At 53.3% G+C, this 22,714-nt stretch carries 24 protein-coding genes and 1 other annotated feature; of the genes, 11 read left to right on the top strand and 13 right to left on the bottom strand.

What is annotated here, in order from left to right; genetic code table 11:
* Window positions 1-3: 3 nt before the first annotated feature.
* From KFE80_09805 to KFE80_09795, 3 genes are all read right to left on the bottom strand, one after another.
* On the bottom strand, window positions 4-639 hold the full coding sequence (locus tag KFE80_09805) for a LysE family translocator (GenBank protein ID UTW44687.1): 636 nt from the start codon (window positions 637-639) through the stop codon (window positions 4-6).
* Window positions 640-655: 16 nt separating this feature from the next.
* Entirely contained in the window at window positions 656-1,036 is a 381-nt protein-coding gene (locus KFE80_09800) for a hypothetical protein (GenBank protein UTW44686.1), read from the bottom strand.
* Between the two features lie 136 nt (window positions 1,037-1,172).
* Entirely contained in the window at window positions 1,173-2,690 is a 1,518-nt protein-coding gene (locus KFE80_09795; GenBank protein ID UTW44685.1) for an aldehyde dehydrogenase family protein, read from the bottom strand.
* Window positions 2,691-2,855: 165 nt separating this feature from the next.
* On the opposite strand from KFE80_09795, the gene KFE80_09790 reads away from it, so the two are divergent.
* The 9 genes from KFE80_09790 to KFE80_09750 all read left to right on the top strand — a co-directional run bounded on the left by KFE80_09790 (window position 2,856) and on the right by KFE80_09750 (window position 10,851).
* Entirely contained in the window at window positions 2,856-3,284 is a 429-nt protein-coding gene (locus KFE80_09790) for an Lrp/AsnC family transcriptional regulator (protein ID UTW44684.1), read from the top strand.
* 113 nt (window positions 3,285-3,397) lie between these two features.
* Window positions 3,398-3,526 (top strand) — a sequence feature (His leader region).
* A gap of 60 nt (window positions 3,527-3,586) precedes the next feature.
* Window positions 3,587-4,486, top strand: a complete 900-nt coding sequence (hisG, locus tag KFE80_09785; protein ID UTW44683.1) for an ATP phosphoribosyltransferase — start codon at window positions 3,587-3,589, stop codon at window positions 4,484-4,486.
* Window positions 4,487-4,488: 2 nt separating this feature from the next.
* Window positions 4,489-5,817 carry a histidinol dehydrogenase gene (gene hisD, locus KFE80_09780; protein ID UTW44682.1) on the top strand — a complete coding sequence of 443 codons (1,329 nt, stop codon included), beginning with the start codon at window positions 4,489-4,491 and terminating at the stop codon, window positions 5,815-5,817.
* On the top strand, window positions 5,814-6,875 hold the full coding sequence (hisC, locus tag KFE80_09775) for a histidinol-phosphate transaminase (GenBank protein ID UTW44681.1): 1,062 nt from the start codon (window positions 5,814-5,816) through the stop codon (window positions 6,873-6,875). Before hisD ends, hisC begins: the two co-directional genes overlap by 4 nt.
* A complete protein-coding gene (hisB, locus tag KFE80_09770; GenBank protein ID UTW44680.1) occupies window positions 6,872-7,939 on the top strand; it encodes a bifunctional histidinol-phosphatase/imidazoleglycerol-phosphate dehydratase HisB in 1,068 nt (355 codons plus the stop codon). The genes hisC and hisB overlap by 4 nt, the downstream gene beginning before the upstream one ends.
* A 3-nt stretch (window positions 7,940-7,942) precedes the next feature.
* Window positions 7,943-8,524 (top strand): imidazole glycerol phosphate synthase subunit HisH, encoded by a 582-nt coding sequence (gene hisH, locus KFE80_09765; GenBank protein ID UTW44679.1) that lies wholly within the window; start codon window positions 7,943-7,945, stop codon window positions 8,522-8,524.
* Window positions 8,525-8,654: 130 nt separating this feature from the next.
* Window positions 8,655-9,389, top strand: a complete 735-nt coding sequence (gene hisA / locus KFE80_09760; GenBank protein ID UTW44678.1) for a 1-(5-phosphoribosyl)-5-[(5-phosphoribosylamino)methylideneamino]imidazole-4-carboxamide isomerase — start codon at window positions 8,655-8,657, stop codon at window positions 9,387-9,389.
* Window positions 9,371-10,144, top strand: a complete 774-nt coding sequence (gene hisF, locus KFE80_09755; protein ID UTW44677.1) for an imidazole glycerol phosphate synthase subunit HisF — start codon at window positions 9,371-9,373, stop codon at window positions 10,142-10,144. Before hisA ends, hisF begins: the two co-directional genes overlap by 19 nt.
* Before the next feature lie 170 nt (window positions 10,145-10,314).
* Window positions 10,315-10,851, top strand: a complete 537-nt coding sequence (locus tag KFE80_09750; GenBank protein UTW44676.1) for a VOC family protein — start codon at window positions 10,315-10,317, stop codon at window positions 10,849-10,851.
* A gap of 38 nt (window positions 10,852-10,889) precedes the next feature.
* Here KFE80_09750 and KFE80_09745 read toward each other — a convergent pair whose 3' ends face one another.
* From KFE80_09745 to KFE80_09725, 5 genes are all read right to left on the bottom strand, one after another.
* Entirely contained in the window at window positions 10,890-11,423 is a 534-nt protein-coding gene (locus tag KFE80_09745) for a hypothetical protein (GenBank protein UTW44675.1), read from the bottom strand.
* Entirely contained in the window at window positions 11,408-11,737 is a 330-nt protein-coding gene (locus KFE80_09740) for a YdbL family protein (protein ID UTW44674.1), read from the bottom strand. The genes KFE80_09745 and KFE80_09740 overlap by 16 nt, the downstream gene beginning before the upstream one ends.
* A gap of 10 nt (window positions 11,738-11,747) precedes the next feature.
* Window positions 11,748-11,945 (bottom strand): YnbE family lipoprotein, encoded by a 198-nt coding sequence (locus tag KFE80_09735; GenBank protein UTW44673.1) that lies wholly within the window; start codon window positions 11,943-11,945, stop codon window positions 11,748-11,750.
* A gap of 75 nt (window positions 11,946-12,020) precedes the next feature.
* Complete coding sequence (locus tag KFE80_09730) at window positions 12,021-14,573, bottom strand: YdbH domain-containing protein (GenBank protein ID UTW44672.1); 2,553 nt, start codon at window positions 14,571-14,573, stop codon at window positions 12,021-12,023.
* Complete coding sequence (locus KFE80_09725; protein UTW44671.1) at window positions 14,570-15,040, bottom strand: NYN domain-containing protein; 471 nt, start codon at window positions 15,038-15,040, stop codon at window positions 14,570-14,572. The genes KFE80_09730 and KFE80_09725 overlap by 4 nt, the downstream gene beginning before the upstream one ends.
* Window positions 15,041-15,290: 250 nt before the next feature.
* Between KFE80_09725 and KFE80_09720 the strand changes: the two genes are divergently transcribed.
* Complete coding sequence (locus tag KFE80_09720) at window positions 15,291-16,124, top strand: mechanosensitive ion channel (GenBank protein ID UTW44670.1); 834 nt, start codon at window positions 15,291-15,293, stop codon at window positions 16,122-16,124.
* 132 nt (window positions 16,125-16,256) lie between these two features.
* Here KFE80_09720 and KFE80_09715 read toward each other — a convergent pair whose 3' ends face one another.
* Window positions 16,257-17,246, bottom strand: a complete 990-nt coding sequence (locus KFE80_09715; protein ID UTW44669.1) for a zinc-dependent alcohol dehydrogenase family protein — start codon at window positions 17,244-17,246, stop codon at window positions 16,257-16,259.
* Between the two features lie 102 nt (window positions 17,247-17,348).
* Here KFE80_09715 and KFE80_09710 point away from each other — a divergent pair, with 102 nt between their 5' ends.
* The gene (locus KFE80_09710) at window positions 17,349-18,305 is read left to right on the top strand and encodes a LysR family transcriptional regulator (GenBank protein ID UTW44668.1); all 957 of its coding nucleotides are present in this window, start codon (window positions 17,349-17,351) and stop codon (window positions 18,303-18,305) included.
* 94 nt (window positions 18,306-18,399) lie between these two features.
* On the opposite strand, the gene KFE80_09705 is transcribed toward KFE80_09710, so the two are convergent.
* The 4 genes from KFE80_09705 to KFE80_09690 all read right to left on the bottom strand — a co-directional run bounded on the left by KFE80_09705 (window position 18,400) and on the right by KFE80_09690 (window position 22,578).
* Window positions 18,400-19,836: a hypothetical protein gene (locus KFE80_09705; GenBank protein UTW44667.1), complete on the bottom strand. Its 1,437-nt coding sequence runs from the start codon at window positions 19,834-19,836 to the stop codon at window positions 18,400-18,402.
* A 174-nt stretch (window positions 19,837-20,010) separates the two neighbouring features.
* The gene (locus KFE80_09700) at window positions 20,011-20,202 is read right to left on the bottom strand and encodes a hypothetical protein (GenBank protein ID UTW44666.1); all 192 of its coding nucleotides are present in this window, start codon (window positions 20,200-20,202) and stop codon (window positions 20,011-20,013) included.
* 130 nt (window positions 20,203-20,332) lie between these two features.
* Window positions 20,333-21,268 carry a hypothetical protein gene (locus KFE80_09695; GenBank protein UTW44665.1) on the bottom strand — a complete coding sequence of 312 codons (936 nt, stop codon included), beginning with the start codon at window positions 21,266-21,268 and terminating at the stop codon, window positions 20,333-20,335.
* Between the two features lie 104 nt (window positions 21,269-21,372).
* A complete protein-coding gene (locus tag KFE80_09690) occupies window positions 21,373-22,578 on the bottom strand; it encodes an RtcB family protein (GenBank protein UTW44664.1) in 1,206 nt (401 codons plus the stop codon).
* Between the last annotated feature and the right edge of the window lie 136 nt (window positions 22,579-22,714).

Raw genomic sequence — 22,714 nt, 5'->3', positions numbered from 1 at the left:
GGGCTACTTCTCTACCAAAAGCAACCGCACCGCCAAGCCCACAAACACCAGCCCGACCACTTTATTGGCCCAGAGGCTAAAACGGCCACTGCCTTTACCGCTAAAGCGTTGGCTAATAGCGCCAGCAAATAAACCGGCGCTGCCAAAGACCAACACCACCTGCAAGGTGAACAGCAGGCCCAGAATCAGCATTTGTTGCCAGATAGGCTGCGGGGCACCGGCAATGGTGAACTGAGGCAGAAACGCCAGAAAGAAAAGGGCGACTTTGGGGTTCAAGGTATTCATCAGCACACCGCGCCAAAACAGCGAGCCACCATTCGCTGGCGGACTTTTGGGATCACTGTCGCTGGAAGGCGTGGCACGAAAAGCCTTATAGGCCAAATAGAGCAAGTAAAGGGCGCCGGCAATTTTTAGCGCGGTAAAGGCGGTAGCGGACGTCTGGAAGATAACCGACACCCCCAGCGCCGCCGCCAAGGTATGCACCAGATTACCCGCACTCAAACCCATGGCGGTCATAAAGCCGGCACGAGGGCCACGGCTGATACTCTGGGTGGCCAAAAATACCAGGTCAGGCCCAGGTGCCAGCGTCAGTACAAAGGCAGTAGCCAGAAATAAAGACAGGTTCGCCCATTCAAACATAAAAGATAGTTGTGCCTTAGCTCTGCTTTTTTTTATCGAGCCATTTCAGTGCACTTGCTCGATCAGAAAAGAAGTTCACCTTCCAGTTACCCTTGCCCGGGAACATGCTGATAATCCGGGCGGTAATTTCACCAGAGCGGCTATTGGACAAAATTGCCACCGCATACACGCATTCCAAGTCAGCGATTCGCTGCTGGGCAGAAAACGTGTAGTGGTAAGAATGGTGGCGGGAAACCAGCATGCGGCAAGGGCACTGAAAGTGTTGCCTGAGTATGCGCTCACTGTTGTCAACCATTTCTGCGGTCACTTCCATGCCGTCAGAAACCACGACCTCCGCCAGGTCATCCTCCAATTTAATGATTTTACCACCGCTGGTGTGGAATACGTCCTCACTCATTCCCTGTCTCTTCCCTACTTAGACCATGGATATTCGGCTGCCATTATTGGCGCAACCGCGGCCTGGTGCAACAACAGACCTTGGGGAGGGCTAAGCGTAAAATATTGAGGCGCTGTTACCGCGACAGGGGCAGGCTTTAGTCCAAGTTGAACTCAATCCCTTGGGCCAGCGGCAGCGCTTTGGAGTAATTAACCGTGCTGGTTTGGCGGCGCATATAGGCCTTCCAGGCATCGGAGCCGGATTCGCGACCACCACCGGTTTCTTTTTCACCGCCAAAGGCCCCACCAATTTCCGCACCCGAAGTACCGATATTGACGTTGGCAATACCGCAGTCAGAACCAGCAGCGGTCACAAAAGTTTCCGCCTCACGCACATTGAGAGTGAAAATGGCCGAAGACAACCCTTGAGGCACGTCGTTCTGGCGCTCAATGGCCTCTTCCAGATCGCTGTAGCGGAACACGTACAGGATTGGCGCAAAGGTCTCTTCCTGCACATTATTGGCTTCGCCTTTCATCTCCACAATGGCCGGGTTCACGTAGTAAGCGTTGGGGTATTGATCCGCCAGGGCACGGCCGCCACCCACTACTGTGCCGCCACCTTCAGTAGCACGAGCGAGCGCCGCCTCCATATTGTTAAAGGAATCCTCATCAATCAGCGGGCCAACCAAGGTGCTGGCGTCCATAGGATCACCCAGAGAAATCTTGCCGTAAGCGGTTTTTAGAGCTGGAACCAGCTTGTCGTAAATATCGTCGTGCACAAAGATACGCCGGGTAGACGTACAGCGTTGGCCGCAAGTACCCACCGCACCAAACAGAATGGCGCGCACCGCCATATCCAGATCCGCTGATGGGGCGACAATAATCGCATTGTTGCCGCCCAACTCCAGAATAGAACGGCCAAAACGCTCGGCGACACGAGGGCCAACTTTGCGGCCCATCGCACAGGAACCGGTGGCGGAAATCACCGGTACGCGCTTGTCATCCACCAGCTGCTGGCCAATATCGGCGTGGCCAATCAGCAGTTCAGACAACCCCTCCGGTGCGTCCTCACCAAAGCGAGCAATGGCTTTACCGAGCAAGTGCTGGCAGGCAATGGCGGTAATCGGGGTTTTTTCCGATGGTTTCCAAAGCACGCTATCACCACACACCAGCGCCAGCGCCGCATTCCACGCCCACACCGCCACCGGAAAGTTAAACGCAGAGATAATGCCCACCGGGCCAATGGGCTGCCAGTACTCGCTCATCTTGTGGCCGGGGCGCTCGGAGGCGATGGTCAGGCCATAGAGCTGGCGAGAAAGGCCCACGGCAAAATCGCAGATATCGATCATCTCTTGCACTTCGCCCAGGCCTTCCTGGTAGATCTTGCCGCACTCCAATGTCACCAGAGAGCCCAGCGCCTCTTTATGCTCCCGCAGTTCTTCGCCCAGCAGGCGAATCAGCTCGCCGCGACGAGGGGCCGGAACACTGCGCCACGCTTTAAACGCTTTAGTCGAACGAGCAATCTTGGCTTCTGCATCAGCAGCGCTGTGTGGCACAACCGAGCCCAGTTTTGAGCCGTCGGTGGGGGAAAACACAGCCAGGCTGCCGCTGTTGATCACCGCCATATCCACACCCATGGACCCCAGGGCACTGCTCAACTGGTTTTGAACGCTCATAGTCAGACTCTCTTGTATCGCTTGCTGTAGGCATTGGGGCGGAAAAAGCACTCCGCACACGCAAAAATTTGCCCAGTAGTGTCAGTCTTTGCACCATCAAAATAAAGGGCTAAAATTAGCAAAATTACTTACCAAAAATGCAATTTAACCAAAGGCGCTGACAGTATGCTTGATGATACCGACCGAAGACTGATTTCATTACTGCGCATGAACGCCCGCCTCAGCACCTCCGAACTGGCTCGCCAGCTGGATATCTCACGCTCCACGATTCAGAGCCGGCTGCGACGCCTGGAAACTCGCAAGGTGATCAGCGGCTACACGGTTCAGTTTAATGAAGAGTACGACAAGCGACTACTCAAGGCACACGTCATGCTGCAATTGGTGCAAAAGCTCACCGGCCCCACGTTTGTTGCTCTGCAAAAAATCCCCCAGATCAGTGCGCTTTATTCCATCAGCGGCGAATACGACATGATTGCGGTGTTGAGTGCGGAATCTGCGGGAGAGCTGAATCAGGTGATCGACAAGATTGGCAACCTGGAGGGCATTGAGCGCACCAATTCATCGGTAATCCTGGAAACCAAGTTCGTCAGATAGCCCTTTTGAAGGGCGTTTTTCTTGCATTTTTACCCCCCCTCTGGTTAACTTGCCACCTCCTGACAAGGTGACCACAAAATGACCAACTGCACACAGGTTTACGCACAATCCGTGCATCACCATCACCACGCTGAATAGTCTTCCAGTGTGAGTGTGCTGCTGGAAGATAGAAAGGTATCTTCCGGGTCAGGCAAACAGAATTCTCAAACCCTCGGTAGATACACCTCTTCCGGGGGTTTTTTACGTTCGCCGCACCAAGGCTTAACTAACGTGCTTAAACGAAAGTGCAACGAGAGAGACAAATGAACAACAGCAAGCGCTTGCGCATCGCCGTACAGAAAAAAGGCCGCCTCAGTGACGACGCTTACAAACTGCTGAAGCAGTGTGGCGTTAAGCTGAACCTGCGAGACAATAACCTGATTGCCCACGCCACCAATATGCCGCTGGATTTGCTCAAAGTGCGCAGCGACGACATTCCGGGCCTGGTGATGGATGGCGTGGTTGACCTGGGTATCGTCGGCCAGAACGTGCTGGAAGAAAAGTCCATGACCCGCATGCACAACGGCCTGCCTGCGGATTACACCGAGCTGAGCCCGCTCAATTTTGGTGGCTGCCGCCTGTCTTTGGCAGTGCCGCAGAAGATGAACTACACCGGTGCCGCCGACCTAGCCAATATGCGCATCGCCAGCACCTACCCGTGCCTGCTCAAGCGTTTTATGGATGAACAGGGCATTGCCATCAAGCACACCCTGCTCACCGGCTCGGTGGAAGTCGCTCCACGCGCTGGCTTGGCAGACGCAGTGTGCGATCTGGTATCCACCGGCGCGACCCTGGAAGCCAATGGCCTGAAGGAAGTGGAAGTGATTTACCGCTCTACCGCCACCCTGATCCAACGCACCGGCGAAATCGACGCCGACAAGGCTCAGCTGATCGACCGACTGCTGACCCGCGCACAGGGAGTCATGCAGGCCAGTGAAAGCAAATACATCATGCTGCACGCACCGGTGAGCAAATTGGCGGAAGTGACCGCACTGTTGCCCGGCTCAGAAAAGCCCACCATCCTGCCGCTGGAAGGCTCCAGTGATCAGGTGGCCGTGCACGTGGTCAGCACCGAGAACCTGTTCTGGGAAACCATGGAAGAACTGAAAACCCTGGGTGCCAGCTCTATTCTGGTGCTGCCCATTGAGAAAATGCTGGGCTGACCATGACTACGCCGTTACCAAAAGCGGTTCGCTGGAGCGAACTAGACAGCAGCCAGCAACGTCAATTGCTGTCGCGCCCGGCGCTGGCTAATGCCGACAGCCTGGCAGACACAGTTGCCGCGATTATCCAGCGCGTTCGTTCTGAGGGCGACAACGCCCTGAAGGCACTGAGCACCCAGTTCGATAAGGTTGAACTGCAACAGCTGCGGGTAGACGCCAGCAGTATTGATGATGCCGAAGCCCGCCTGGGGGATGATGTAAAGCAAGCCCTGCAACAGGCCGCCAGCAACATACGTCGCTTCCACGAAGCCCAGAAACCCCAGCCTATTCAGGTGGAAACCCAGCCAGGTGTTGTGTGTGAACAACACTGCGTGGCCATGCGCTCGGTGGGTCTGTATGTGCCCGGCGGCAGCGCTCCGCTGCCCTCCACCGTGTTGATGTTGGCCATCCCCGCACAAATTGCCGGCTGCCAACAGATTACTCTGTGCTCACCGCCACCGGTAGCCGATGAAATCCTCTATGCGGCACGCTTGTGTGGTGTGACAACCATCGCTCAAGTGGGTGGCGCGCAAGCTATCGCCGCCATGGCCTACGGCACCGACAGCATTGCCAAAGTGGATAAAATCTTCGGCCCTGGCAACGCCTTTGTGACCGAAGCCAAGCGCCAGGTGAGCAACGACATCTCCGGGGCTGCCATCGATATGCCCGCCGGGCCATCGGAGGTATTGGTGTTGGCAGACGACAGCGCCAACCCGGGGTTTGTGGCTGCGGACTTATTATCCCAGGCAGAACACGGCCCCGACTCTCAAGTGATTCTGGCCACCCCCAGCGAATCTCTGGCCAATGCTGTGGCTACCGAATTGGCTCAGCAGTTGGCACAACTGCCCAGGGCGGAGATTGCCGCTCAGGCACTGGCCAACAGCCGCCTGATTGTCACAGATACCTTGGAGCAGGCCATCGAAGTAAGTAATTACTACGGCCCTGAGCACCTGATTGTGCAAACTGCAGACCCTCGCGCCCTGTTGCCACAACTGCGCGACGCCGGCTCTATTTTCCTCGGCCCCTGGTCACCGGAATCGGTGGGGGATTACGCCTCTGGCACCAATCACGTATTGCCCACCTACGGCTACACCCGCAACTACTCCAGCCTTGGGCTGGCGGATTTTATGAAGCGTTTTACCGTGCAAGAACTCAGCGCCGACGGCCTGCGCCAGCTGGGCCCCACCGTGGCCACCCTGGCAGATGCGGAACAACTGGCCGCCCACGGCAACGCCGTACGCTTGCGCCTGGATGCCCTGAGCAAAGGGGAGAGTAAAGGGGAGCAGCCATGAGCGATATAGAAAAATTAGCAGTAAACAATGTGCGGCAACTGACGCCGTACCAATCTGCCCGCCGCATTGGCGGCAATGGCGACGTATGGCTTAACGCCAACGAAGCCCCGGCGGCACCCAACCTGACGCTCTCTGACGACGCCCTTAACCGCTACCCGGAGCCACAGCCGGAGCAAGTGCTTACCAACTACGCAGCGTACGCAGGTATTGGCACAGATCAACTGTTGGTAAGCCGCGGTGCAGACGAAGCTATTGAACTGCTGATCCGCACTTTCTGCGGCAGCGACGACAACATTCTTTATTGCCCACCCACCTACGGCATGTACACCATCTCCGCGCAAACCTGCGGCGTGGGTATTAAAACCGTGCCGCTAACGGCAGACTGGCAGCTGGATGTGGACGCCATCAAAGCTAATCTGGATAACGTCAAACTGGTATTTGTCTGCTCCCCCCACAACCCCACCGGCAACCTGCTAAAGCGGGAAGATATTGAAGCGGTGATTCAGGCCTGTGCAGGCCGCGCCATCGTGGTGGTTGACGAGGCCTATATCGAATTTTCACCAGAGGCCAACTGCGTTGAGTTGATTAACCAATACGACAATGTGGCCATACTGCGCACCCTGTCCAAGGCCTTTGGCCTGGCGGGCTTGCGCTGCGGTTTTGCCCTGGCCAGTGCCGAGATCATTGGCCTGCTGCTAAAAGTCATCGCCCCGTACCCCATTCCGGTACCGATAGCTGACCTGGCAGCGCAAGCGCTGACCCCTGCCGGTATTAATGCCATGCAGCAACGAGTGGCAGAACTGAATGACAACCGCCAGTGGCTGTTGCAGCAGCTGGAACAATGCCCAGACGTGGCCGCCGCCTACCCCGGTGCCGGCAACTATTTGTTGGCCCGCTTTCACAACGCTCCCAAAACCTTTGCCGCGCTCAGTGCCAATGGCGTCATCGTGCGCGACCAGAGCAAACAGCTGGGCCTGGATGGCTGCCTGCGGTTTACTGTGGGTAAGCGGGAAGAATTGGAACGGGCAGTAGACGTACTAAAGAGCAGCAAAACATGAAACAAAAAATCCTTTTTATCGACCGCGACGGCACTCTGGTGGAAGAACCCCCAGTAGACAAGCAACTGGATCGCCTCGACAAGCTGGCCTTTGAGCCCGGCGTTATCCCTGCCCTGCTCACCCTGCAAGATGCGGGTTACCGGTTGGTGATGGTGAGCAACCAGGATGGTCTGGGCACCGACAGCTTTCCGCAAGCGGATTTCGACGCCCCCCACGATCTGATGATGCACATCTTCGAAAGCCAGGGCGTGCGCTTTGACGACGTACTGATCTGCCCCCACTTCGACGAAGACAACTGCAGCTGCCGCAAACCCAAACTGGGCTTGGTGAAAGAGTACCTGCAACAAGGCAAAGTGGATTTTACCAGTAGCTACGTGATCGGCGACCGCATCACCGATGTGCAGCTAGCAGAGAATATGGGTATTACGGGCCTTCAGTATTCGCCGGACGGCCTGAACTGGCCCGCCATTGTGCGCCAGCTCACCACCACTCCCCGCACGGCGGAAGTGGTGCGCACCACCAAGGAAACCGACATCAAGGTGGCGGTTGATCTGGACGCCAGCGGCGGCAGCAAAATAGAGACGGGCATCGGCTTTTTTGACCATATGCTCGATCAAATCGCCACCCACGGTGGTTTTCGCATGAATTTGAGTGTGAAGGGCGACCTGCATATCGACGACCACCACAGTGTGGAAGATACCGCCCTCGCACTGGGCGATGCGCTGGCTCAGGCCCTCGGCGACAAACGCGGCATTGGCCGCTTTGGCTTTGTGCTGCCCATGGACGAGTGCCGCGCCCATTGCACCATCGACTTATCTGGCCGCCCGTTTATGCGCTTTGAAGGGGAATTCAGCCGGGAAACCGTCGGCGGTCTGGCCACCGAAATGGTGCCCCACTTTTTCCGCTCCCTGGCAGATGGCCTGCGCTGCAGCCTGCACCTGGGGGTGGATAAAGGCAACGGCCACCATCAGGTGGAAGGTTTGTTTAAAGTGTTTGGCCGCGCCCTGCGCCAGGCCATTCGAGTGGAAGGCAATGAGCTGCCCAGTAGTAAGGGAGTCCTGTAAACAATGAACGTGGTTATTCTCGATACCGGCTGCGCCAACCTGGCCTCAGTGCGTTACGCGGTGGAGCGGCTGGGTTACCAGCCAGTGGTCAGTCGCGACCCGGATGTGGTGCACGCCGCCGACAAGGTGTTGCTGCCGGGCGTGGGCACTGCCAACGAAGCCATGAACAACCTGAAAGAGCGCCAGTTGCCGGAGCTGATTAACAGTCTGACTCAGCCGGTACTGGGTATCTGTTTGGGCATGCAATTGCTCGCCACTTTCTCAGAAGAAGGCGAACAAAGATGCCTGGGCCTGGTAGACGCCAATGTCAACAAAATGGAAACCGGTGAATTACCACTGCCTCATATGGGTTGGAACGCAGTAGCCAGCGAGCACCCGCTATTTAAGGGTATTAAATCCGGTGACTACTTTTATTTTGTCCACAGCTTTGCCCTGCCAGTAGGTGACTACACCATTGCCACCTGCGACTACGGATCGCCATTTACCGCCGCCGTACAACAGGGCAACTTTTATGGGGTGCAATTCCACCCGGAGCGTTCCGGCAAAGCTGGGGCGCAGTTGATCAAGAACTTTTTAGAGATGTAACCACCGCCGTCATTGCGAGCGCAGCGACGCAATCTCCATCAGTTCACTGCCAAACTGGCTGAGATTGCCGCGTCGCCTTTCTTTAAAACAAAAGGCTCCTCGCAATGACGCAGGCTTTAGGAAAACCAATATGATTATCCCCGCTCTCGATCTAATCGACGGCAATATCGTCCGCCTCTACCAGGGGGACTACGCCCAGAAAACCGTTTACGGCGACAACCCACAACAGCAGTTCAGCCTGTACCACAACGCCGGCGCAGACTGGTTGCATCTGGTGGATCTGGATGGCGCTAAAAACCCAGACGGTCGCCAACTCGATGTGATTCGTCAGCTGCTGGATGGCGTGCCCGCCAAAATCCAGATCGGCGGTGGTGTGCGCTCAGCCGATGATGTGCGCAACTTATTGGCTGCCGGTGCCGCCCGCGTGGTAGTGGGTTCTTGTGCGGTAAAACAAAAAGACGAAGTGGCCAAGTGGTTTGTGGAGTTTGGCCCAGAGAAAATCGTACTGGCGCTGGATGTGAATATTATCGACGGCGAAAAACGCGTCGCAGTCTCCGGCTGGCAAGAAGATTCCCAGGAAACCCTGGAAAGCCTGATTCGCTTCTACCAACCTCTTGGCCTGCGCCATGTGTTGTGCACCGACATTTCCCGGGACGGCACCCTGGCGGGTAGTAACGTGGACTTATATAAAGAAGTGACCGCCGAATACCCGGATATTCAATGGCAGTCCTCCGGCGGCATTGGCAGCCTGGACGATATCGCCGCGTTGCGCGGCACTGGCGTGAGCGGCGTGATTGTTGGCCGCGCTCTGTTGGAAGGCAAATTCACCACCGAGGAGGCTATCGCATGCTGGCAAGGCGAATAATCCCATGCCTGGACGTTCGCAACGGCCAGGTGGTCAAGGGCGTGCAGTTCCGCAACCACGACATTATTGGCGACATTGTGCCGCTGGCGGAACGCTACGCCGCCGAAGGCGCCGATGAACTGGTGTTTTACGACATTACCGCCAGCTCCGACGACCGGGTGGTGGACAAAAGCTGGGTCAGCAAAGTGGCGAAAGTGATTGACATTCCTTTCTGCGTGGCAGGCGGCATTAAAACTCTGGACGACGCCCGCCGTATTCTGGAAAACGGCGCCGACAAAGTGTCGGTCAACAGCCCGGCGCTCAGTAACCCGGAATTGATTACCGACCTGGCCAACGCCTTTGGCGTGCAGTGCATTGTGGTGGGGGTGGATTCCTACTTCGACGCCGAGCAAGGCCAATACCAGGTGTACCAATTTACCGGTGACGAAAAGCGTACTAGCAACACCGGCCGCAAAACCCTGGACTGGATCGACGAAGTGCAACAGCGCGGCGCCGGAGAAATTGTACTGAACGCCATGAACCAGGACGGCGTGCGCAAAGGTTACGATATTGACCAAATGGCAAAAATTCGCGAGCGCTGCAAGGTGCCACTGATTGCCTCTGGCGGTGCTGGCGAAATGGTGCACTTCCGCGACGTATTCCAGCAAGCCAATGTAGACGGCGCTCTAGCCGCCAGCGTGTTTCACCGCCAGGTGATTAATATTGGTGAACTGAAAGAATATCTGACCAATGAAGGCGTAGTAGTTCGCCCATAATCACCACACTTGTAGGGCGGATTAGTGCAGCGTAATCCGCCCTACAGTCTTCATTTTTCAAAACCTCGAACAGCACTCACCGATTACTGCGTAAAGGGTATGTTTTCCAGGCCATTGTTGTTGTCTGATGCGCGCTGATAGCCCCACTTGAAATAACCGAGGACCCTGTGATGGCTGAGAAAACAGACGCCAAACCCGCCCCAAAAAAACCTGCGGCCAAAAAGAAAAAAGTACCTGCAAAAAAAGCCGCCCCTAAGAAAGCCGCTCCCAAAAAACCTACCTCTGCCGATGTTAAGCCCGCCAAGGCCAACTGGCTGACGCCTTACTTAACCGTGCGCGATGCGGATGCCAGCCTGGACTTCTACCAGAAGGCCTTTGGCTTTACCGTGGGTGAGAGCACTCAGAGTCCGGAAGGCGTGACCATTCACGCAGAGATGATGTACAAGCGCAAGATTGTCGCCATGTTCGCTCCAGAAGGTGCTTTTGGCGGTATTGCTGCTACGCCAGCCCACAATCACATTGTCAGTGCCGTTAACCTGTACGTGTATGTGGATAACGTGGACGCCTTGACCGAACGCGCCCGCGAAGCCGGTGCTTATATTCTGGCAGAACCCATGGATTCTCCGTGGGGCGACCGCACCGCACTGATCAGTGACTGGGACGGCCACCGTTGGATGTTTGCCACCAAGATTAAAGGCGAAGGCTAAACGTCTAATAACCCGGGTGGAGCACCGCGCCACCCGGGTTATATCTTTATATTCCGAATCCGCGCCTTTACTGAGGCCGCTTCACCATCATCGTTCTGCGCCAGTTCAAACAACTGTTTCACCTCATCCCGATACCGTGGGTATTGCTTGGCCAATTCTGCCAAGCCGTTATAGCTCCAGGCGCGCACAAATTTATTGGTGTCACACAGGCAGTGTCGCAGGTGGTAGTGCAATTTTTCGGTTTGATTTTCAGCAATGGTCAATCCGGAAAGCAATTGCAAAATATGCAGTCGCAATTGCCAGCTTTCCGCGTTGATTAAACTATCTATTAGCTTGTTGGCTTGAGATGAACTAAACGCCCAGCCTTTTTCCCACCAAAATTTTAATACCCAACTGGCACCTTGTGCGGAAGTGTCTGAGTCTTTTTGACAGTAGCAAATAAGGCCGTCTACTGCGGCCTTATTTGCTTCCACCTTTACATCCACCAAGGCGGCGGCTTGTTTCAGATTGGAAATGTCTTTGCCATCAAATGCCTCGATGGCTTTTTCCAATGCCTTTATTTTTTCACCCACCGGCCACTGGCGTCCTGATAGTAATTACCGGATTTGGTCATACCCACCGCACGCTGGTAAAAACGGGCGGCAACCTGCTCCACGGTAATGCCATTATTTTTTGCGGTAGATGCAAATTTGGCTTTGCGCTTGTTGTTCACCTGTTTGACGATGGCCACCACCTCATTGCGGGGCGGCTTGACCACATAGCCCACGTAGCCGTCATTGCGCTCGCCCACCAGGCCGCTGTCTTTGGCCTGTTTCAAATCCATCGCCAGTGCCGGGGCAATACCGGCAACCACTAACACCACGCCTAACAGTAATTTCTTAAACATTGCAGACTCCTTAGAACAGGTCACTTTCTTCTTCAAAGAGTTCGTCGAGCTCTTTATCCACCTTAACGCGAATGTCGTGCTCGATTTTGACATTGAGATTGATTTCAATGGGCTTGTCCGGCACGGCGACTTTCACCGTGGGAGTGCACGCTGCAGTCAGCAGTAACAACATCACTGGCAACGTCACTTTGAGAGAGGTTTTTGTCATGGGCGCAATCTCGTTGGCTATTAGGTTCACTTTCAATGGTACTGCACTGAAGATTAACACCAGCTGAACAGGAGATCAGGGATTTTCCAGCTGCTGTTCAAAAAAATCTTCCACCGCACGGCCAATCCTCAGGCTTTTCAGGGTATCCAATACATTGATTTCTATTTTCGGGTTAAGTTTTATGGGCTGGCCGTTATTTAAATCCGGGTTAATACCGTACATGCGGTTGCTGAGCACCAACTGGCCGTCGGGCTGATAGCTCACCTCGGCATCCAGCGTCGAGTAGTGGTAGTTGCCGAGCACCTGATAAGCGAACTGGGTGGCGGGGTTTTCCGCGATTGCCTGCTGGGTGGCGGCATCCGGTTGATACTTGAGAACCCCACCGGGCTCCAGCGCCCCCAGCAGCCCCTTCGCCATATAGGGGCCGTCGGGGCCAATCACCAAAGGCAACTCGCCACTGAGTTTGCCGGTGACGGAAATCTCCTTGCTGGAGGTTAAACGCACCAGCTCCCCCAAATCGATATTGGCTATGGTCACAGGGGCCGGGGTTTCCTGTTCGCCGGGCCGGTAGACAATATCTTCAGCGGACACGGTGCCACCCAGTAACCGGGCATCAAATTGATGCAGATGTAATTGCGGTGCACTGCTATCAAAAGAGGCCCGCACTTGAATATCGGATACCGGCAACCCCATATCCATCGCCTTAATAGTCAGGGTCGCTGGTGCCGCGCTCACCAGGCTGTCGATACTTTTAATCTGAGTATCCAGCGTGCTTTGCAATCCGCTAAAGGCGATATCCTGGTAGTTGCCCGCCAGCTGCTCCAGTGTCTGAGAAAATTGGCCACTAACCGCAAACTCATCCCCTTGTTGTTGCCAGGCCAGGGTTGAATTCATCAGCCACTGGCCACTCACAATATCGAACTTCCAGGGCCAGTTGCTAAAGTGCTTTGACAGGCTATTGGCGGCTTGGTCAAAGGGTACGGTTGCCGAACGCAGGCGAAGGTTTCCATCTTGTTCGTCGATACGGTGTTCACCTTTAACCTCCACCAGCGGTTTTGCCAAATCGCTGCTCAGGGAGCCGGAGATTGCCAATGTTTCATCTTGTAAGCTGAGGTCACCCACAAAACCAAAATCCGGCAGAGGCTGTTCGGGGATTCGCACATTAATGGGCATGGCCGACACCGCGGTTTGCAAAGCCAGTTGATCCGTTTGTTTTAAGCGAAGCTTGTTAAATACCAGTTCGGTACTTAACTCAGCTTGTGGCAACTGGGCATCTTTAACTTTTGCCAGCAACGTATCTGCTATCAGGGCAATCTCGTTACTCGATCTGTCCAAGGTGATTTGTATTGGCTTGGGGCTATTCAAGGCCAGTTCTTGCAGAGTAATTTCTTCCTGCTGAAGTTTTTCCATTCGCAGTAACTGACCGGCATTTAATACCGCAACTACTTGTTGATCGGTAACCATCAACGTGCCTCTGGTGTTGGCTTCAACAGACTGCACTTGAACATCTTGCACCGACAGTGCCGTTGCCTGCAGCGCAGCGCTCAAAGCCATATTGCAGGTTAAGGTGGATTGCCATTGGCAATTTATGGCGGACAAATCCAGGTTGGCAGTCAGCTGATCGTTCATATCAGACAGCGATATTTTGAGAGACGCCAGGCTAAGGTTAGCCGCTTCCTGATTTTTGATGTTTAGCGCTATCGGTTGATCCAGTTTGAGAGCCATTTGTAGTGGCGACTTGGGTAATGCGGCATCCGCATACTGCGCCGTGCTATCCATATCGGGAATAACTGTTACCGAAAGCGCTTGCTGAAAAAGCTGGTCGAGGTTGTCGGTCAGCTCCGTTTGCAGCAATAAATTCAACTGGCCGTGAACATCGCTGATTGCGGCCAAGCTGGGAATCTGCTGTTGCAATAACGCCAACTCAGCCGCCCAATTTTGAAAAGATGATTCCAGAACCAGCTTACCCAGGTAATTGTCTTCTTGCTGGGTCAATGCAATCTGTAACGCCAGCACATCCTGTTTTTCCCTGCGCAGCTTTGCCTCCACCAGCATCTGCACCGAGGGTTCTACCGTAGTTGTCAGATCCAGTGCCAGCAGCAAGTCTTTGTACTCGAGGTGCAATAATTGCTGACCAGGCTTGTGCTGCCAGTGCACATCCTCCAGCTCGCCCTGCGGCAACCCACTGACCTGGTGAATTCGCAGCGATTGCACAGGCAACTCGTGCAACTGGCGGATGGACTCACCCAAGCCGGGCAGTGGTGATGTTTCCTCAGGCGAGGTTTGTTTTTGCTGGTAAGCGGGAATAAAAAGGCGATCAATAGCGATATCTTTCAGCTTGCCATCAAACGCTGAAAAGCCCACCTTCAGGCCGCGTATGCGAATCGGCTGCTGAAAGCTGTCTGTGCGCAACGCCAACTGTTTAATCTGTATCTGGCTCCAGCCAATATCCAGACCGTCCAGCTGCTCGAGCGTGACTGTGGTATCGGCCAGCAATCGTTCAAGGGTAAAAGTGGCAACCGGTTGGCGAAACACAAAAAGACCTGCCAGCACAAAAACAACCGTGCCGATAACAATCAGGCTTCGCACAACCCACTTTTTTACCGAGCCCTTTTTTACCAAGTTCACAACAACAGCTCGCCCTGGATAGGAATGAATTCACCGGCGCTGTTAATCAACGATGCAGCGGTTAGCGCCGGTACACCGTAGACCTCTGTAGCAGTGCCCTGTTCCTCAGCACGCTGCAGCAGCAAATCAAAATCGCCGTCGCCGGAGGCCAGCACGATTACATCGGCTGTTGCCAAGTGATCCATCACGTCAATGGCAATGCCTACGTCCCAATCCCCTTTGGCAGAACCATCGCTGCGCTGAATAAACGGTTTTAGCTTTACCTCAAAGCCGATAGCGCGGAGGATATTCTGGAACTGGCGCTGTTTTTCGTCGCCGCGATCAATGGCGTAGGCGTAGGCCGCAACGACCTCGCGACCCTCGGTCGCCTGAGCCCAAAAACGATTGTAATCAAAACGGCGCCCGTGACCCTCGCGAGTGGTGTAGTAGATATTTTGCACGTCGACAAAAATAGCGACTTCGGTCATGCTGCTTCTCTTTAATGTAAGGGTACGTCTAAAAATAGTGATATTTTTGCGATAGCAAGGCGGCGGCGCACGCAGACCCGCAGTGTATAAGGCATACATGAGGAGGCGAGTACGACGCCAACGCAGCTATCGGGGAAATAGTGCATTTTTAGGGGTGCCCGTAGGACTTGAATGTAAAAAATCTGTGGCAACCATACTAAAGACAGACTATATCCAACACAATGCAATCGACTTTAACTCTGGAGGAACTATGGAAAGCTTGATGGAAAACCAACAAGAATACATCGACAAAGCGGTTGAGCTGGCCATGACCCACGGCCCCAAATTGCTGCTGGCCTTACTGGTACTGGTTATTGGTTGGTGGCTGAGCAACCGGGTGGTTAAGTTAATGCATCGCACTTTGATACGCACCAATGCCGAACCCACTCTGGTGAAGTTCCTGCGGAGCATTGTCGGTATTATTTTAAAGATGATCGTGCTGGTGATTTTCGCCACCACCATTGGCGTGGAAACCGCGTCGCTGATTGCCATTATGGGTGCCGCAGGTTTGGCGGTGGGGTTAGCGTTGCAGGGCAGCCTGGCCAACTTTGCCGGTGGGGTGCTGATTCTGTTTTTCAAACCTTTCAAAGCAGGGGATGAAATTGAAGCACAGGGCTACCGCGGTGTGGTGCAGGAAATTCAGATTTTTAACACCATTCTGCTGACCCGCGACAACGAAAAAATTGTGATTCCCAACGGCAACTTATCCAACGGTTGTCTGAAAAACATTTTTGCCGAGCCCACTCGCCGGGTGGATATGACCTACGGCATCAGCTACGAAGACGATATTGGCAAAGCCAAACAAGTGATCGCCGATGTGCTGGCAGCGGACGAAAATGTATTAAAAGAACCGGCCCCGGATATTTTTGTCAGCGCCCATGCCGACAGTTCTATCAATATTCTGGTGCGCCCCTGGTGCAAGTCAGAGCATTTTTGGGATGTGCACTTTGGCACGATGGAAAATGTAAAACTGGCGTTTGACCGGGAAGGTATTTCCATTCCTTACCCACAGCGGGATTTGCATATTAAATCCGGGCAAGTTTGAAAATATTACGCCAATCACAGAGCTGTCATCGCGAGCGAAGCGCGGCGATCTCATTCTACAACGTGCCAAATTCTTGAGATTGCCGCGTCGCCTTTCCTTACAGGAAAGGCTTCTCGCAATGACGGACTACTTTTATTTAACAGACACAACCACCTTCCCAGTCGCCTGACCACTGGCCAGCCGGTCATGGGCTTTGCCAATTTCATCCAATCCGAATTCCGGCTTATCAACAATTGCCGTTAGGTGATCCGCATCGGCAATGTTTGCAATATCGGCCAAAATCGAACTGTGTTGTTCCCGTTTAAAATCATGCAACATAGGGATAAGCATAAACACCACATGCAACGACAAGCCTTTAAAGTGCGCGAGTGTCAGATCCAATTCCAACATGGATACGGTGGTGGCCACCTGGCCATTTAAAGCCGCCGCTTCAAAAGAATTCACAATGTTGGCGCCGCCCACAGAGTCAAACACCACATCAAAGCCCGCACCCGCGGTATGTTCATTGACGTAATCCGCCACGGTTACCGTGCGATAGTTAATGGGCGTAGCCCCTAACTGTTCAACCAACGCTACGTGCTCGTCGCGGCCGATGGTGGCGTACACCTCTGCTCCCATGTGCCTGGCCAGTTGCACCGCCACATGGCCAACACCGCCAGCGCCACCGTGAACCAACACTTTCTGGCCCTGGCCAACACCAGCGCGCACCAAACCTTCGTAGGCGGTAATACCTACCAGTGGCAATGCCGCCGCTTCGCGCATGGACAGTGATTTGGGTTTGTGGGCAACCAGTTTGGCATCCGCCAACATATATTCCGCCAAAGACCCTTGCAGGTCGGCCAGGCCTCCCGCACAACCGTAGACTTCGTCGCCCACACTGAACCCGGTAGCGTCATCCGCCACCTCAACCACCGTCCCCGCGAAATCCATACCCAGTACGGCGGGCAATGGCGGTGACAACGGGAGCTCTTCGCCCATGGAACGAATCATGGTATCCACGGTATTGACACTGGTGGCGGCGACTTTAACCAGAATATGGCCGGGTTTTACCGCGGGCTTTTCGATATCGGCGGCTTCAAACACATCGCTGTCGCCGTAGGCGTTGATGATCATGGCTTTCATGGGCTCTCTCCAATTCGTTAGCAACGAGAGGCATCTTAGAATTTGCCAGCACACCCTTAAACAGCGTAATCTTTGAATAATTATCAAAAATAATTTGAGAATATGTTAGTAGAAGACTTGCAAGTGGTTTTGAAAGTCGCGGAGTTTCGCAGCATCACCGCAGCCGCGACCAACCTGGATATGCGCACCGCCACCGCCAGTGCCGCCCTTAAACGGGTGGAAAACCACCTGGGCACGGAGCTGTTTATCCGCACCACCCGGCAGTTGCGTTTGTCTCCCGCCGGGGAAAAGTACATTCCTCAGTGCCAGCAAGCACTTCAGGTGCTGGAGCAGGCCAAACAAAACATGAAAGACGACCTGGACGTGGTGGACGGTGAGCTGCGCCTTGCGGTGTCATCGGATTTGGGGCGCAATCTGGTGACGCCCTGGCTCGATGAATTTGTCGCAACTTACCCAAACCTGAGCCTGAAACTCAATGTGAGCGACAGCAATATCGACTTTTATCGGGACTCGGTAGATATGGCCCTGCGCTACGGCTCCCCCAACGACGCCAGCCTGTACGGTTTTAAAATTTGCGATGTGCCCGCCCTGCTGTGCGCCACAGAATCGTATTTACAAACCCACGGCACGCCCAAAAAGCCGGAAGACTTGGCCGCCCACAATGGGCTTTTTTACCAACTGCACGATGTGATTCACGACACTTGGGCCTTTACTCATAGAGGGCGGGCCAACAAAGAAAAAACTCACAAAATAAAAATGAAAGGCAATCGCGCTTCTAACGATGGCGACCTGGTACGACGCTGGTGCGTGGCCGGACACGGTTTGGCGATAAAGTCTTGCCTGGATATGGCGGCGGACTTGTTGGCAGGCAAAGTGGTTACCGTGATGCCGGATTACCAGCCCCGCTCTACGGAACTGTGGCTAATTTGCCCCAGTCGGCAATCCATCACTCCGGCGGTACGGTTGTTGCGAGATCGGGTGCGAGAAAAATGTCAGGAGTTACTCAAGCAATTGGTTGAGGCGGGTTACCTGGATAGTCGCGTTATACAAAAACCATAAAAAGATTGCGCCAGGCGCGAACCCGCTGCTGCAGGTCGCGCTTGGCGCTTTGGCGTTTGTGTTCTTTGCAAAAGTGATCGCCATCAGTGTTTACCTACTGACAGCTGCCAAAATCATGTCTGTTAAGAAGATCATTAAGGTCTGCAACCAAACGTGCTTCGTCCCAGCCACCAAATGCGCCCTTTTCAAACCACCACTCTAAGCTTGTATCTTTTACGGCGCAGCCAAGTATGTTCTGATGATGGGCTTCGATTGTAGAAGTAGTGTACGCTGCAGAGTCGAACCCACTAGCTCCATCGATAATATGGTGATAAGAATCGACGTTGTTCACAACGTTAATCGGGTTTTGACTAAAGAAGCCATAATTCATGGTAGGAATGGCCTGATCGTCTTTAGCGACACTATTTCGGATGACTATTTTTTTTGGATATGATGAAAAAAAATTGTCGTTTTTTAAAACCAAGAAGCCATAAGCAGCAGGCCAAGAACTATTGTAGCCCGTATCTTTTGCAAGACAGTTATCAGCAATTATATTCTGTGTTGCCTCAGCCCCTATTGTATTGCTATTAGATGGCCCTGAGAACACAAAGCCTGCATAGCCCGACCGTACGGCGGTCGAATCTCGCACCAACCCATGACGAGCCGTATTGGCAAATTTGAACCCCCATGAGTGAGCATCAAAAACCGAAGAGTGCGCAATTTCAAAGTTCCTATTTCCAACTAAACCACTTCCACCAGGAATAGTCAGGTTGCCAGTCAAGTCGATACCTTCACCTACACTTTCAACTGCTACACTAAGAATAAACAGACCATCCGTACCGGATACTGTTATGCCATCTGTTTGAAATGGCAAATAAGTTACTCCTCCATCATCTGTAGAGTGCAATCTTTCTATTTTCGTACCCAAAATTCTAACGTTAGTTGACCTCTGAACTAAAATACCCTGAAGCCTTTCGTGCTCTCCAGAAGCATCCAGTGGTGTTTCTGAAGAAAACTTCATGTCATGTATTAGACCGCCATTCAATTCAACATTATCTGAATCGACTACTCTAATTCCAGAACCAATACCATCGCCCGTGACCGAAACGTCCTCAAGAAGACCGCTTGTTACCCCACTTATGAGGATCGCTGCAGTAGAGTCTGGGCTTCTTCCATTCGCTAAATTTGCGCCACGATTCACTGTCACATTTTTAAGGCTTACAGTGCCCCCATACTTCGTCAGAATATCAGTACCTACAGCAGACAGGCTTGGATAACATTCAGTCGTACAAGCCAGCTCTGATAGCCTCAATTCAAAATTCTTAACATGTATATCGTTCTCAATTCTTAATTCAGAAGTAGTAACGTAAGTTAGCCACTCGCCATCAAGATCGCAGACGTCCGAAAAAGCTGCATTCAATGCAAAAGTATCATCAGTGACACCATCACCAACTGCCCCATATGACTGTAAGGTGCGTTCACACGCGGGTGCTACTTCTGGACACAAAAGGCCAGATAAAATAGAAGCAACGAGTATTTTAATATTGATCATTACGAAATCCCTTTTTATAGAAATTAATGTTTCAGATGAGTATTTTTCTGGGGAAATTACGCCAGCAGTATATAAATTTACACTGCTTGATAAGTAAATATAAAGGTATAAGCAGAGAACTTATACTTGGTCTTATAGTGAAGCAGCTGGCTGTTAATTTTAAGTATATAAAAGCTAGGCAGGCAAAGTTTTTAAAAAATTGCGCCAGGCGCGAACCCGCTGTTTCAGGTCGCGCTTGGCGCTTTGGCGTTTGGCACTATTGGATTTTTCGTGCACGCCACCTTTGCGAAGCAAAGGATTTTGGGCAATGGGATTGCCCGTGGCTTGACGCTGAGTGCGCCGATTGTTGTGGTTTCTATCAGGCATGGTTCCTCCTTTATTGTGATCCCACGTTTAATTCTCGTCATCGCGAGCGAAGCGCGGCGATCTCAGCTAGCATGGCAGTGCATTGATGGAGATTGCCGCGTCGCTTCGCTCCTCGCAATGACGAACCGGATTAAATGCACAACCGAAACCACTTCGGTTGTTTCACTTTCTTTAACCGCCGCCGCGCCGGTGTGCAGTTTTCGATCCACTGCGGGCCTTGCTCTACTTCCTGAAAACAAAAGCGCTTGGGTAGATCAGTGTACAGGGAACGGGGCGGACCACTGTACTCGCCAATGTTTTTCAGCATGCGGCCAGTTTCGTAGCTGTGGTAGTAAATGTCGTTAATGCCCACCTGCTCCCACAAAAACGTCAGTGCCGCCGTTAGCATGGCTTCGTTCCACTTTTGGTGCGCACCCAATGTGCGCATGCAATAACCGTGAACCTGTTTAACGGACAGTTCATAACCCCAAAAGAAAAACTGCTCCCTTTTTTGGTTTTCCGCCCACTGTTTGCGGCGATACAAACGCAGCACATCCCGGTACCAGTCCGTTTGTATTTCCTCAATCAGCGCCTGGCCGCTGTCCAGATCCAGATCGATTCGTGCCCAACTCAGGGTGCTTCTGCCGCTATCACTGGTGGGGTGACTCCAGCCGTTAAATTCCTCCCGATCAATAGTCAGGGAGTGCTCAAAGTCTTGATCGTGACCGCGATTAAAATTCAGCTGCAATACCAGGTTTTCGCCGGGGCGGGAAATCTGGCTCCAACGGTAATCCGGCTTGCCGCCCCAACGACCCAAGGTAAGCACATAGGGGTTACTGCTCATCGCCAACCAATCCAAATCCTGGCGGTTGAGTTTGCCATCACCTTTTGTGGCCACCATTTTCTGAATGGCCGGTTTATTTAACAGCTTGCCGTAGGGAGTACGCTTTAAGTCGGATATTCTCTGCTCACCACTGCGCAACAGGCGTTGCAACAACGCGACCGCATAGCGATCATCGTTGTAGGGGAACAGATAACGCTCTCCAGACAGACAAGCGATTACTTCGTCGAGTAATTGAGTGTCCATAGTTCTTTCCAAAATTTTTTCTAAAAAGTGTTGTCGTTCGTTCGGTGTTAAAACCGGGAATGGTTTTCATTGGCTTCCTCCTCAGGAATGTTTCTTTTAAATCGCTAACCTTTAACGCAAAGTACTTGTTTCAGGGTGTACACCACCTCAACCAGATCACTCTGGTTATCCATCACTACATCGATATCCTTATAAGCGGCGGGGATTTCATCCAGCACGCCCTTGTCCTTGCGGCATTCCACACCTTGGGTTTGACGCACCAAATCCTCGCGCTTAAAGCGCCGCCGCGCTTCACTGCGGCTCATGGTGCGACCAGCACCGTGGGCGCAGGAACAAAACGACTGCTCACTGCCCTTGCCGCGCACAATGTAAGAACGCGCCCCCATACTGCCGGGGATAATGCCTAACTCACCTTCACCAGCACGGATAGCGCCTTTGCGCGTCACGTATACGTCCTCGCCGTAGTGATGTTCACGGCTCACGTAGTTGTGATGGCAGTTAATGGCGCTTTCCATCAAAGTAAACGCCGGCAACAGTGGGCGAATGGCCCGCAATACCAGATTCAACATCTCTTCCCGGTTGATGCGCGCGTACTCCTGCGCCCACTCCACCGCCGCCATATAGTCTGTAAAGTGTGGGTTGCCCTCGCTAAAGTAGGCCAAATCACGATCTGGCAAATTGTGCATATGGCCGCTCATATCTTTGCGAGCCAGCTGGATAAAGTAGCGACCAATAGCGTTGCCAATGCCCCGGCTGCCGGAATGCAGCATCACCCACACGCCGTTACTTTCATCCAGACACAGCTCGATAAAGTGATTGCCACTGCCCAACGTGCCCAGCTGCTTTACCCAGGTTTGTTGTGGGTTTTTCAGCATTTTTTGCAGCGTTGGGTGCTTCTCCAACAACCAACTGACACCGCCTTGCAAAGAGCGGCATGCGGAATCACGAGCGCTCACCATTTTGTGCGCTCTGGCACCCACCGGCACCGCACGCTCAATGGCATCGCGCATGGGCTTCAGATTATCTGGCAGCTGCGCCGCATTCAGCGATAGCTGTACCGCCACCATCCCACAGCCAATATCCACCCCCACCGCCGCGGGAATAATTGCCGACTTAGTGGGAATCACAGAGCCCACCGTGGCGCCAATACCCGCGTGCACATCTGGCATCGCGGCCACATGGGAGTGAATAAAAGACAATTGCGACAAATTTTTTAATTGCGTCAACGCGGTGTTATCCACATCCCGCGTATAACTTTTTACCGGCTTAAAACCGTTATTGCCGGCATTGAGTTCCATTTTTACAGGCATAACAAACCCCTGCCCTGTTTCGGGCATGCTGTTATTGATTAAACCTTCCAGCGGGATTGTTAACGCAAAAACGAAAAAGCCCCGGCAGTACCAGCCAGGGCTTTATAGAAAGCGGTTTTCGGGCTGGAAGGTATTT

It is taken from the genome of bacterium SCSIO 12696 (genome assembly GCA_024397955.1).
GTDB lineage: Bacteria > Pseudomonadota > Gammaproteobacteria > Pseudomonadales > Porticoccaceae > SCSIO-12696.
This window is presented reverse-complemented; position numbering and strand designations above follow the sequence as displayed.